The 13,124-nt window shown below is 46.9% G+C and carries 11 protein-coding genes; 7 read left to right on the forward strand and 4 right to left on the reverse strand.

Annotated elements, in window-relative coordinates; genetic code table 11:
- The first annotated feature begins 105 nt into the window (after nt 1-105).
- Complete coding sequence (locus tag Q1A41_RS01370) at nt 106-1,503, forward strand: aldehyde dehydrogenase family protein (protein WP_299973633.1); 1,398 nt, start codon at nt 106-108, stop codon at nt 1,501-1,503.
- A 30-nt stretch (nt 1,504-1,533) separates the two neighbouring features.
- Nucleotides 1,534-2,250: a GMP synthase gene (locus Q1A41_RS01375; RefSeq protein ID WP_299973636.1), complete on the forward strand. Its 717-nt coding sequence runs from the start codon at nt 1,534-1,536 to the stop codon at nt 2,248-2,250.
- Between the two features lie 117 nt (nt 2,251-2,367).
- Here Q1A41_RS01375 and Q1A41_RS01380 read toward each other — a convergent pair whose 3' ends face one another.
- Both Q1A41_RS01380 and tauD read right to left on the reverse strand, forming a co-directional pair.
- A complete protein-coding gene (locus Q1A41_RS01380) occupies nt 2,368-2,787 on the reverse strand; it encodes a nuclear transport factor 2 family protein (RefSeq protein ID WP_299973638.1) in 420 nt (139 codons plus the stop codon).
- A 276-nt stretch (nt 2,788-3,063) separates the two neighbouring features.
- Complete coding sequence (gene tauD, locus Q1A41_RS01385; RefSeq protein WP_299973640.1) at nt 3,064-3,891, reverse strand: taurine dioxygenase; 828 nt, start codon at nt 3,889-3,891, stop codon at nt 3,064-3,066.
- A 223-nt stretch (nt 3,892-4,114) separates the two neighbouring features.
- On the opposite strand from tauD, the gene Q1A41_RS01390 reads away from it, so the two are divergent.
- From Q1A41_RS01390 to Q1A41_RS01410, 5 genes are all read left to right on the forward strand, one after another.
- The gene (locus tag Q1A41_RS01390) at nt 4,115-4,852 is read left to right on the forward strand and encodes a sulfite exporter TauE/SafE family protein (RefSeq protein WP_299973643.1); all 738 of its coding nucleotides are present in this window, start codon (nt 4,115-4,117) and stop codon (nt 4,850-4,852) included.
- Between the two features lie 51 nt (nt 4,853-4,903).
- The gene (locus Q1A41_RS01395) at nt 4,904-5,341 is read left to right on the forward strand and encodes a hypothetical protein (protein ID WP_299973645.1); all 438 of its coding nucleotides are present in this window, start codon (nt 4,904-4,906) and stop codon (nt 5,339-5,341) included.
- Nucleotides 5,338-5,817 (forward strand): hypothetical protein, encoded by a 480-nt coding sequence (locus Q1A41_RS01400; RefSeq protein ID WP_299973648.1) that lies wholly within the window; start codon nt 5,338-5,340, stop codon nt 5,815-5,817. Before Q1A41_RS01395 ends, Q1A41_RS01400 begins: the two co-directional genes overlap by 4 nt.
- 401 nt (nt 5,818-6,218) lie before the next feature.
- Nucleotides 6,219-7,226 carry a lipid A-modifier LpxR family protein gene (locus Q1A41_RS01405; protein WP_299973651.1) on the forward strand — a complete coding sequence of 336 codons (1,008 nt, stop codon included), beginning with the start codon at nt 6,219-6,221 and terminating at the stop codon, nt 7,224-7,226.
- A 138-nt stretch (nt 7,227-7,364) separates the two neighbouring features.
- Nucleotides 7,365-8,600, forward strand: coding sequence for a serine hydrolase domain-containing protein (locus Q1A41_RS01410; RefSeq protein WP_299973654.1), 1,236 nt, complete (start codon nt 7,365-7,367; stop codon nt 8,598-8,600).
- Between the two features lie 128 nt (nt 8,601-8,728).
- On the opposite strand, the gene Q1A41_RS01415 is transcribed toward Q1A41_RS01410, so the two are convergent.
- On the reverse strand, nt 8,729-11,509 hold the full coding sequence (locus tag Q1A41_RS01415) for a valine--tRNA ligase (protein ID WP_299976135.1): 2,781 nt from the start codon (nt 11,507-11,509) through the stop codon (nt 8,729-8,731).
- Nucleotides 11,510-11,709: 200 nt separating this feature from the next.
- Nucleotides 11,710-13,104, reverse strand: coding sequence for a hypothetical protein (locus Q1A41_RS01420; protein WP_299973657.1), 1,395 nt, complete (start codon nt 13,102-13,104; stop codon nt 11,710-11,712).
- Nucleotides 13,105-13,124 lie beyond the last annotated feature (20 nt).

Consider the following 13,124-nt stretch of genomic DNA (forward strand, 5'->3'; position numbering starts at 1 on the left):
CAAAATCATTGGCTAAGTAAAAAGACGTATAGCAGGACATTCATCAACCTTATGGTTGGCCCAGTATTTCTGCCCGAGAGGGCGTTTTTTACGAAAGGATGAGTTATGCCAGATCAATTGCGCTGTTACTCCCCGGTAGATGGGAATCAGTATGTACAACGCAGCTACTGCAGTGATGAAGAGCTAAGTGCGAGTCTTGAACTTGCTAAAGAGGCGCAGCGCAAATGGCAGGCTGTGCCCCTCGCTGAACGACTAAAACTCTTGCAAGGGGTGTTAACGTATTTTAATGAGCACCGGGATCTCATTGCAGAACAAATAAGCTGGCAAATGGGGCGCCCGAGTCGATACGCCGATGGAGAGATCAATGGCCTACTAGAACGCGGCCGCTATATGCTATCGATAGCAGAGCAATCTTTGGCTGATATTCAACCTCCTAGCCCCCCAGATACGGAGCATTATATTGAACTTACCCCAGTTGGGTTAGTGCTTACTGTAGCCCCTTGGAACTATCCTTTACTAACGACGGTTAACTCAGTCATCCCGGCACTAGCCGCTGGTAATGCGGTAATACTTAAACCATCAGCCCAAACCCCCTTAACAGGCGAGCATTTTCAACGAGCCTGCGCTCAAGCGGGCTTGCCAGGTGGTTTATTGCAGTGTGTACACCTGCGGCATGAACAAACCAATAAGCTGTTGAGTGAGGCTAAGGTTGATTTTGCTTGCTTTACGGGCTCTGTAGCTGCTGGCGCTGAATTTGAAAAGTCGGCCGCTGGCCAGTTTATTGGTTTGGGGCTTGAGCTGGGTGGAAAAGACCCTGCCTATGTGCGAGAGGATTTAAATGCTGAGCAATTAAAAGAAGCGGCCGAGGCCCTAGCGGACGGCGCCTTTTTTAATTCTGGTCAGTCTTGTTGTGGGATAGAGCGCATTTATGTCGCGAATTCGCAATTTGAAGCTTTTTGTGAGCATTTTGCTGCAGAGGTTAAATCCTTAAAGCTAGGGGTTCCAACGCTCAGTGAAACAACACTTGGGCCAGTGGTTAAGACGTCAGCGGCTAATTGGGTAAGAAAACAGATTAATGAGGCGGTGGCTCAGGGAGCCAAAGCGTGGATCAGCAGTAATGATTACCCTCTAGACGATGGCGAGGGTGTCTACTTGGCGCCACAAGTGCTGACGAATGTTAATCACAATATGTCGGTAATGAGCGAGGAAAGCTTTGGGCCTGTCGTGGGTATTATGCCGGTTGATTCAGATCAGCAGGCCATCGAATTAATGAACGATAGCGACTACGGATTAACGGCCTCGATTTGGACCAGAGATGTAGCCGCGGCCAAACTGATTGGCAAGCAGATAGAAACAGGAACGGTATTTTTAAATCGCTGTGATTATTTAGATCCAGCCCTCGCCTGGACAGGCGTAAAACAAACAGGTCGTGGCATAAGCTTAAGTACACTAGGCTATGCCCAACTTACCCAAGCGAAATCTTTTCATCTGCGCTTGGGCTAAGTCTATTAAGATGAATTGATTGGTAGCAATATGGCAAACACAACTTTAACCATTGGTATTTTAAAAACCGACGATGTACGTCCTCAGTTAGTCGACGAGTTTGGTGAGTATCCAGAGATGTTCGCACGCTTATTGTCTGAGTGTGATGGCGATTTGGAATTTAAAACCTATGAGGTTCAACGAGGTGAATTACCGGCCGATGTTGATGAGGTGGATGCCTATTTGATTACTGGCAGTAAAACCTCTGTCTATGAGCCACTACAATGGATCGCCGATACCGAAGCATTTCTTCGTAAGGCCCATGCGGCTAAAAAGAAAATGCTGGGTGTTTGTTTTGGGCACCAACTATTGGCACAAGCTTTAGGTGGTAAAACCGTAAAAGCCGAGCAGGGCTGGGGCTTGGGTGTGCATCATTATCAGCTAAGCGAAGCCGCGGCCGATTATGGTCAAGCTGGGGATGATTTCTCTATGCTGGTATCTCACCAGGACCAAGTGGTCGAAAATATTCCAGGCGCTGAAGTACTGGCCAGTAGTGACTTCTGCCCAAATGCCATGGTAAAAGTTGAAGATCACATCTTGAGTTTCCAAGCTCACCCAGAATTCACTAAAGATTACTCTGAGTCTTTGCTGAAACTGCGCCGTGAAGTATTTGGTGATGACAACGTAGAAAAAGCGCTGGCGAGCTTAGATGATCAAGTGAGCTTCGATCGGGTAACAAATTGGATGGTTCGCTTCTTTCGTGCCTAAGCTAGGCGAATGATTTTGCGCCGCTTTGCTGCCCCCAGCTCAATCACCACAATCACAATTGTGCATGATGACTTAGAGTCATCATTGAACTGTAAGGGCAGCTTTAGTTCCCCGTACTTAATGAATAGGTGGGAACCAGAGCTTAGTAATCTTTCCTTTTCTCACCTCATAGGCGGCCAATAAATCCAGCGGAAACTGTCCATTGGCTCTGCCATGCAGTCTTTCATGCAAAATCACTACCGGCCCCACCACAGAGGTGCTAATCACCTCTACCTTAAACTCCTTTGGTTTACGCTTAAGGAAGCTGTACTCCTTTTTTAACATCTTTCGGCCCTTAATGGTTGGCCTGCTGCCATCAAGCTGTATGACTTCAATATCTTCTGAAAAGCAGGATACAAACAAATCAACATCATGGGCGTTGTAAGCGTCTATTTGTGCCTGGACGACAGTTTTTGGAATGGTGCTTTCAGTGCATGCTGCAAGATATGAGGCTTGCAGTAAGGAGAGAAATACTAAGGTTTTAATAATAAGCTTCATAATTCGCCTTCCTGTTTTTCAATTGAAGTGACTAGCGATTGTTTCTTCCGTGAGAGTTGGTGTTGAACGTTTACTGTACTCTTGTTGGCCAATTTATTGCTATTTGCTACGTCACATTAAAGTGATTTTTGGCGTTTTAAAACTCAAAGTCGGTCTAACTCATCGAGTTCCCCCAGAGAGGTAGATGGCACGTAATTCTAGCGATATTAGCTGCTCAAAGAGGCCTCTATATACATTTGAATCATGCTAACTTTACTAGTTGTTAGGTAGCTGTGACTAAAAAGGCTTCCCACCATCAATGGTTATCCTCTCCATACGCCGATGCGCGGGAAAATAATCATTAATCGGTTTATGCAAAGTACTGCGATTATCCCAAAAGGCGATAGAGTTTTCTTCCCAACGAAATCGGCAAGTAAACTCATCCTTAATGCAGTGTTTAAATAAAAAGCCTAACAAGGCTTCGCTTTCACACTCATTCATACCCACAATGTGAGTCGTGAATAGACTATTTACAAAAATCATTTTACGCCCGCTCTCAGGGTGAGTACGAATCACAGGGTGTTCCACCGGCGGGTTTTCTTCTAGAGCTCGCGCTAAGCGCTCGCGCCCACCAGGCTCAGCTAAGCTATGGCGAAAGCCATGCGCAAAATCATGCACTGCGCTTAGGCTAGAAAGGAAACTTTGCATCTTATCCGACAAGCCATCGTAAGCAGCCCCTAGGCTCGCCCAAGAGGTGTCACCGCCGACCTCGGGGCTAATTCGGGATCGCAAAATAGAGCCTAAAGGAGGTTTGGGCATAAAGGTCATATCCGTATGCCACTCTTCGATCTTAGTCGGCTTGTCAGGGGTGCTTTCCAGAATAGTAATCTCTGGGTAGCCCTCTACGGTTCCGTAGGCAGGATGGCTTTGTAATGGACCAAAGGCTTCGGCAAGCGCCTTGTGCTGGGCTGAGTCGATGTCTTGATCGCGAAAAAAGATCACCTGATATTGTGCTAAGAGCTGTTTTAAAGTGCTGATGGTTTCAGCGTCTAGTGATTTGCGTAAATCGATACCGGAAATCTCAGCACCTAGTGCAGCGGCTAATGGCTTGGCCTGGATCATCATTTCCCCTCTATATCTAATTGCTAATACAGTGATGCTTTATAAGCACAGTAGGGAGGATCTAGCTGTGCTAATTTCGCCATTTGTTTTTTATTGGCTTGGCATTCCCGCAATGGCGCCTTAGGCTTCCGCGGCGGGCCTGTTACTATAGGCAAGCTGTAGCTTGTATAAAAAGTGCAAAAGTGTCGATATTTTGGTCTAAATGGGCAAGAATTAAGGAAATTACATGGCAATTGAGGCCATTGCTTGGCTAGCGACGGTAGCCCTATTGGCGGGGGTGATTCAAAGTACCGTAGGTTTTGGCTTTGGGATAGTGTTTTTAGCACTGGCAGGGCTACTGGTTGACGTAAAAATGGCCAGTATGGTGTCGGCCTTTGTATCGGTGGTTCTCAATGGGAAACTATTACTGAATTTACATCGTCATATTAATTGGTTGCGCTTAAGGCCCATTTTATTATCGGTGATTATAGCGACCCCATTTGGGGTGTTGTTTTTACAAAGAATTAGTAGTGATTGGTTTAATCTGTTTTTAGGCTTATTGATAATCTGGGCCTTAAAGCAGCAGTTTTTTCCATCTCAGGCTGAGACTCGGCCGAATAATGCCCTAGTAGGTATTCCGATGGGGCTGGTTTCTGGACTATTTGCCGGAGCCTACAATACTGGTGGCCCCCCGCTGGTAGTGTATGTGCAGTCTCAGGGGCTGGAAAGGCTTGAAAAAGTGGCCAGCTTGCAACTTCTGTTGCTGGTTGGAAGCCTAGTCAGGGTTGAAGAACTATGGCGACAAGAGGCCCTGTTGCCGGGCCTTTTATGGCCAATTCTGATCTGCTGTGTGGGCACCATTATTGGCAGTGCCATTGGCCTGCGGTTGCTGAATCATATCAGCGACCTATGGTTTAAGCGTATTATGGGGGTGATGCTGTTAGCGATGGCGATTTATTATATGGGGCAATGGCTGTTGTCCTAAGTAGTGCGGATAAGCCTAGGATTTGCCCTGTTGTGAATAGGAAGATGTGATTTGTTTAAGAAACGAGATAAAAGCAAAACTGAGGCTCCCAAAGGTGAGGTATTAGAAGCCGAAGCGGTGAGCGTTAGTTTTGAGCGAGACAAACAGTATTTTGATGCGGCGATGAATTTACCGAGCCATCAAGATGATCCGGAATTAGAAGCAATTTTAGAGGCTGAGGTTGAGCAGCCGGGCTTCGCAAAAAAGCTGGGTGATAAAATTACCCGTCCATTTCGCAATGTAAAAAGCAAACTGCGTACAAATATACGTAATAAGGCGATTGAGAAAGCACGCACTCGTATTTTAATTGCCGGTCAAAAACCTGAAAACCTGCCTCTAGAGACACTCGAAATTGTTGTTCGTGAAGAGGAAGATCAAATCAAAAACCAGATCAAAGAAAAAGGCTTATTATTTGTGATTGCCTCTTTGGGCCTTGGGTGGTGGTTGTGATCAAGCAGTTTGTACGTTTAGCCATCGTTGCAACGGTATGGCGTCGTTACAAAGCCAGTATTCTTAGTGTGCTGGCCCTTTTGATTTTTTGGTTTGCGGTGAGTTTTTTTCACGGTGAATATATCAGCTACGCTGAAGCGACGGGCGAGCGCCAACATTTGGCGATTTCCTTCTTTATTAAATGGGGCTTGGGAATCGGAGCGCTTTCGCTATTTATCTTGTTTCATTTGGGCTGGCTATCAAAAGCCAGTGAGCCTGAGCAGCCTCCAGAGCCAGAGCCTAGCCAGTTTGAAAAAGTGAAAGCAAAGGCGAAGGAAAAAGTTGCTGACTTGAACGGCGAGCCTGAAGTTCCGCCTGCCCCTAAACCTGGCGATGAAGCTTATAAGCCTGCAGAAGATCCATTTGCGAGTCTGCGCGATAAGCCTAAATTGCGCAGCCGGGGCGATGTTGAGCTGGCCAAACAGAAAAACTCCTAGTTTTTCTGTTTGGCATGGCTTTTATTGAGGTTTTATAGTTTTCTGATTTGCTCAATTTCAGCGGCATTGATTCCCAAAGATTCCAAAAACTTCTGGTGCTCCTCCGACTCCATTCTTTCAAAGTTGTCGGCTGAGACTGGTAATTTCGGTCGAGCAGCTTGCCCTGCCTTATAGGCTTATTCGCAAATTACTGAGAGCATAAATTTTCAGTTTTTTACCTTCCTTATCTCAGCTTCTTGTTGCTGGCCCTCAGAAAATTAAAACTGACGAATACCTATTGGGAGCGTTTTACTCTAAGTGCCTGTTTTTATTGATTAAGTGCTATTGGCACGCTTTTAGCTCTGCGCCAAACAAATCTATTTTGTCTTTCGGCGCTCTTATAGAGCTTAGGAGTAAACCATATGAAACTGCCCTTATGGCTGAGGGGAATCAGCACTGCGATTTTGTTGTCAGCAAGCCCCTTATTGCAATCGGCCTCTTTTACCATTCAGCATGACAATGATTTGTTAGTCCCTAGCAGTCGGGACCAAGATTACACGGCGGGTTTAAGTTTGCGCTACAGCAATAATGATCGTGCGGCACGCCTGCCGATTTATTCAAGGCTTCATGATGCTGCGGCTGGTTTTATTGCTGAAGGATACAGCTCCGATAATCATTACAGTATCGAAGCCGGACTTTATGGCTTTACCCCAGAGCAGCGCGAAGGGGAGGGTTTAAATCCTAATGACCGCCCCTTTGCCAGTTTGTTCTATTTATCTTCTTCAGAGCGTTGGTTAGATAGCAATGGGCGCCAATCCATCGACAGTCGATTTACCGTAGGCATACTGGGTCTCGATTTATTTGCTGATTTGCAGGACGGAGTGCACAGCTTAACAGGCAGTCGTGACTTACGTGGCTGGGATCGCCAGGTGTCTGATGGCGGAGAGTTAACCGCGCGCTATGAATTATCTCAACAATCATTGTTGCGAGAGGCTTTAGGGAAATACGATTTAAGCTGGGGTAAGAGCGCTTCACTTGGCTATATTAGCGAAGCCTCACTATTTGTTTCTGGCCGATATGGTTCCTTGATTTCACCTTGGTGGCAACACCAAGCTCAGTTAAATAGTTACGGTGAATCTGCGGCAACTAGCAGTGCGAAAGGGACAGAGAGCTTTTGGTTTTGGGGTGCGGCGTTAAAATTGCGAGCCTATAACGCCTTTTTACAAGGGCAGTTTCGAGACAGCGAAATAAAGTTTAGCTCTAGCGAGCTTAATCATGCGCTAATTGAAGGCTGGTTGGGTTATAGCCATAGTTTAAATGAAAACCATAAAGTGAGTTTTATGCTGCGGGCCCATACTTCTGAGGTGCGCAGTGGTGTGGCCGATAGAAACGTCGTCTGGGGTGGTTTGGTTTACAGCCATAGCTGGTAGTTTTTCATTGATGCATAAATGCCGCCAACTAAGTCGTACCGTTTGGCTTTTATTGAATCGTAGTTTTGTATAATATGTGTATACACACTATAATTTCGCGTTTGTATAGTTTTGGTTATTAATTGATAGGAGCACGCTGTGCAAATCTTTAAGAGGATCTTACTGTTTGTTGTTGTCGTGGCCGCTTGGGCGGCGGTGAGTATTTACGGCGGCCTTTACGGTTGGTGGTTGAGTGCTGTTGCTCCGAAAGGTGATGTAGATGCCTACATGAATGCTCAGCAGGCGCTTATTACTGAGCAAAACAAAGGTAATGTGAGTTGGTTTTTATACCAAGATGGCAAAAGTCATTACGGCCAACATTCAGCGGTGGGTGACTCGCTAGATAAGGATACTCTTTTTCCCTTGGCTTCCATGAGCAAAATGGTGGCGGGGCTTGCAGCCGCAAAACTGTCCGAACAAGGGCGCTTGGACCTGGATGCGCCAGTTTCTAGTTATCTTAAGCAGTGGCAGCTTGCTGAGAGTAATTTTGATAATGATAAGGTAACGGTGAGAGCTTTGCTGTCGCATACGGCAGGCTTAGGTGATCGGCTTGGTTTTGGTGATTATAGCGCTGAAGAGCCTCTGCCTAGCACAGTAGAGTCTCTCAATAAGCCTCGTGGATCAAAAGCTGATGTTAACATTGCGGTGGTACGTGAACCGGGCAGCGATTGGAGTTACTCTGGGGGCGGTTACTTAATTGTTGAGCATATTATCGAAGAGATTACCGGCCAGTCTTATGCTCAGTATGTAGAAGAAAATCTTCTTAAGCCACTGGCTATGCAACGCAGTAGTTTCGATTACCTGGGCAAATTTGACAATATTTCCAATTCTTACGATGAAAACGGAAAACAAGTTGCTTTAAGCCAATACGCATCCAAGGCGGCAACGGCGCTATCCGCTTCAAGCCATGACATGAGCTTGTTGGCATTGGCCCTATTAAATGAAAAATCTTCAGCAATCTTGAGCCAAGCTTCTATTAAACAATTACGCAAGCCAATCGGTTTTCAGTCGGGTGCTCCGATTTGGGGAGCCGGTACAATGCTCTATGTGCCCGTCGCCAATGACGATTTTATTTATGGCCATGGGGGCTCTAATGACCCAGCCATCAATACCAGCATTCGCATCAACCCCGAGAACAAAAGCGCCTTTGTTATCTTAGCGACAGGTAATAAAAAGCTAGCCTATAACATGGCCTATGAGTGGACGCTTTGGCAAAGTGGAATGCCAGATTTCTTGGCCTTTGAGACCGCACTAGGCAGTGCTATGTTGCCCTTCGGGATTGGTTTCGTGTTGATTGTTTTGTTCTTTGTGTTTCGGGTGTTTAGGAAGGCATAAAAAGAAATGGGGTCAGATCCCTAAAAGCAAAACGCCAGTACTTTTAAGTACTGGCGTTTTGCTTTTAGGGATCTGACCCCGGGTAGCTTCTACATTTGGGAATTTAACCCTGGGTAGTTCAAGTTAGTTTAAAGCTCAGCGATCTTCTGAGCTTGATCCTTAAGCTTCGCTAAAGCCGCTTCATAATCTGCGAGCTTATCTTTTTCCTTTTGCACAACTTCCGCTGGGGCCTTGCCAACAAACTTTTCATTGTTCAGCTTGCCCTGGGTGCGGCTCACTTCTTTCTCTAGCTTTTCAATCTCTTTGTTTAAGCGAGCGGTTTCAGCGTCTTTATCGATAAGGCCGGCCATAGGCACTAGGATTTCCATGTCTCCAACTAAAGCGGTTGCTGACATAGGCGCTTCATCACCAGGGTTTAACCAAGTGATTTTTTCTAGGCTGGCAAGCTTTAATAAAAACTGGCGGTTTTCTTCTAAGCGGCGCTGATCTTCGCTGCTGCCATTGGCAAAGTAGAGAGGCAAGTCTTTCGCTGGTGAGATGTTCATTTCACCGCGAATATTACGAATACCCACAACAACACCTTTTACCCATTCGATATCGGCCAGCGCTTGTTCGTCGATCTTGCTTTCATCAGCAATTGGGTATTCGGCCAGCATAATAGTCTCGGCCTTGTCACCCGTAATTGCGCCCGGAATATCTTTAATACGTTGCCAAATCTCTTCAGTGATAAATGGCATTAGTGGGTGTGCTAAACGTAAGGTGGTTTCTAGAACACGCACTAAGGTGCGGCGAGTGCCACGCTGTAGCTCGGCGCTGGCTTCTTCGTTCCACAAAACGGGCTTAGAAAGCTCTAGATACCAATCGCAGTATTCATTCCAAATAAAGTCATACAGGGCCTGTGAGGCTAAATCGAAGCGGTAGGCCTCAATGCCTTCTTGCACGGCTTTTTCAGTTTGTTGCAGCTTGGCAATAATCCATCGGTCGGCCAGTGAAAGCTCAACTTCGCCAGTTAAGTCATGGCCTTCGGTATTCATTAATACATAACGTGAGGCGTTCCAAATCTTGTTACAGAAATTACGGAAGCCTTCAATGCGACCCACATCAAATTTGATATCACGACCGGTAGAGGCCAGTGAATAATAGGTATAGCGCAGTGCATCGGTACCGTAAGCTGCTAGACCTTCTGGGAATTCCTTACGGGTTTGCTTTTCAATTTTGCTTGCCGCTTTAGGGTTCATCATGCCGGTGGTGCGTTTTTTCACCAAGGACTCAAGGTCGATACCGTCAATCAAATCGATAGGGTCTAGAACATTACCTTTTGATTTAGACATCTTCTGACCTTGGCCATCACGCACCAAGCCATGCACATATACCGTGTGGAAAGGAATCTCTTCACGGAAGTGCAGGGTTAGCATGATCATGCGAGCAACCCAGAAGAAGATAATGTCGAAGCCAGTTACCAAAACATCAGTAGGGTTAAAGATCTTCAAACGCTCGGTTTCATTTGGCCAACCTAAGGTGCCGAAAGTCCATAGGCCTGATGAGAACCAAGTGTCTAAAACATCATCGTCTTGCTTAAGCTTGATGTCGTCGGCAATATTATTCTCTGCGCGAACTTCGGCTTCGCTGCGGCCTACATAAACATTACCGGCATCGTCATACCAAGCGGGAATGCGATGGCCCCACCAAAGCTGGCGAGAAATACACCAGTCTTGAATGTCACGCATCCAAGAGAAGTACATGTTTTCATAGTTTTGAGGAACAAATTTGATGTCACCATCTTCAACAGCTTTAATCGCCTTGTCGGCCAGTGGCTGGGTTTTTACATACCACTGGTTGGTCAGATAAGGTTCGATCACCACACCGGTCCGGTCACCGCGAGGTACCTTTAATTTGTGGTCATCAATCTTATTCAATAAGCCAAGGGCTTCAAAATCGGCGACGATTTCTTTGCGAGCGGCAAAGCGCTCCATGCCACGATACTTCTCTGGCACAATGCTGTTTAGGTTGGCATCGTCGTCCAAAATGTTGATCATTGGCAAGTTGTGACGCTGACCCATTTCATAGTCGTTGAAATCATGGGCAGGAGTAATTTTCACACAGCCAGTACCAAAATCTTTATCGACATAATCATCAGCAATGATGGGGATTTCGCGATCTGTAAGTGGCAATTTAATCATTTTGCCAATCAGGTGCTGATAGCGCTCATCTTCTGGGTGAACGGCTACAGCGGTATCGCCCAACATGGTTTCAGGGCGAGTGGTGGCTACGGTTAAATGGCCACTGCCATCGGCGAGTGGGTAGTCAAAATGCCACAGGAAACCATTTTCTTCTTCACTGACAACTTCCAAATCAGAAATGGCCGTATGCAGTTTCGGGTCCCAGTTAACAAGGCGCTTGCCGCGATAAATCAATCCATCTTTGTGCAGCTGGATAAAGACTTCCTGTACCGCTTTGTAAAAGCCTTCATCCATAGTGAAGCGCTCGGTGCCCCAGTCAGGGCTGGCGCCTAGGCGGCGAAGCTGTTGGGTGATGGTGCCACCGGATTGCTCTTTCCAATCCCACACGCGCTCGGTGAATTTCTCACGACCTAGCTCATGGCGGTTGGTACCCTCAGCGTCAAGCAAACGCTCAACAACCATTTGCGTGGCAATACCGGCGTGGTCGGTACCGACTTGCCAAAGGGTATTTTTGCCCAACATGCGTTGGTGGCGAATCAAGGCATCCATAATGCTTTCTTGGAAGCCGTGGCCCATGTGTAGGCTGCCGGTGACATTTGGTGGCGGAATCATGATGCAATAGCTGTCACTGCCATCATCGACTTCACTTTTAGGCGCAAAATAGCCAGCTTCTTCCCAGGTTTTATACCAGGACTGCTCAATGGCCTGTGGGTTGTAGGTTTTATCCAACTCGTTCGATGGGGTGTTATCGCTCATGACTACGATCTAAATCCGACTGCGTGAAATTAAGCCCTAGGCACTCGCTTGTTAGCTGGACTCTAGGACGGCTTAGCAAACCGCCCATTATACAGGGCTGAGCGGCCAGATTTAAGGCCGTTGAACAAATTCTAAGGTATTAAATTGAGCGGTTTAGGCCTAATTTGACTGGCTTAGAGTTCCAGTTCGGCGCAGAGGGCTTGGGTTAGACGCTTGCGAAGCTCGGCTTCCAGCTTGGGGAGTTGCTCTTGGACGAGCTCATCCACCATGGCGTTGATATCAATCGCTTCAATGGCCGCTTGGTTGCTGGGTTCTTCAGTCTCGGGTAGGGTAATTTGTTCAGCTGTTACTGCTTCGGGCTCTATTGATTGCGATAGCGATAAGCTTTCTTGTTGTTCGAAAGGGCTCGCCTTGGGCTTTTCATCTGCCTTTACCGCTTCACCTGCTGAAGTATCGGGCTTTATCGTATGTTGCGGTTTAGGCCTGCGCATGGAGCTAAGAAGGCTGGCCGGAGGGTAAGCGGAACCGCTTTTGTTACTGCTCTTAAACGGGTTTTGAGGCTTTGTTAACTGCTCTTCGCTAAGGCTATCTGGGTTTTCCTGTTCTGAGGTAGCTTGGTCTGAAGCTACTTGCTCTGTGATGACTTGGCCAGAGTTATTCGCGTTCTCACTGTCTTGGTCGAACAGCTGCTGTTGTCCAGGTAGTGGGGCTTCGGCCTGCGCCTCGCCATTAAACAAGTGCAGCTTACGGTTTGGCGCCGGGAATGGATTTTGTTGTGGCAAGGTGGTGTCGCTATCTTTCTGGGTTTGTAGTTGGGCGTTCGCGGCGGCTATCAGTTTATCGCTGATCAGCCCTTCCTTAGGAGTGTAGATATCATGGGATTCTTCTACGGCGAACGACTCTGTTGTGTGCTCTTGTGGGGTGCCGTGATATTCGACGTTTGATTGTATTTCTGGCTCGTCTTGATTCTCTATGTCTGTGTTTTCTAATTCGGTGTTTTTTATTTCGCTATCGGTCGCTTTTTCTGGCTCTAGGGTGGCGCCAAAAGGCAGCTTAGCAGTTTCAATATCGTTATCTGAAACATCTGCCGAATTTGTATCTGCATCATCGACTCCAAAAAGTGTCTGGCTATTGGGCACTTGCACTTCTGGAATCTTAATGTCGATTTCCATTGCTTGGCGCAGCTCATCATCAAGTTCAGAGCTAAGCTGCTGGCGATCTTCCAGAGCTGGCGCCATTGCTTCGCCAGATTGAGCTTCGCTGATAAGCTGTTCAGAAATCGCGGCTTGGCGGTTCACTTCAACCGCACGTTTTTGTTCGCTTGCTGCAGGCTCTGCCTCAGTTGTTAATGGCTTTTCTTCACTCGCTGGTGGCTCTTGTTTACTCGCAGATGGCTCTTGTTTACTTGCTGATGGCTCTTGTTTACTCGCTGAAGGCTCTTCTTCACTTGCTGATGGCTCTACCACAGTATCCAAAGTAGGGATGACGGCATCATCGTCCAGCATGGACATGATGGATTCCAATTCGGCCAATAATTGTTGTTTAGTTTTGGTTGGCTGATCTGTCATGCTCTGGGTCCCAAGCGTTT

The sequence above is a fragment of the uncultured Pseudoteredinibacter sp. genome, assembly GCF_947502065.1.
In the GTDB taxonomy this organism is placed as follows: domain Bacteria; phylum Pseudomonadota; class Gammaproteobacteria; order Pseudomonadales; family Cellvibrionaceae; genus Pseudoteredinibacter.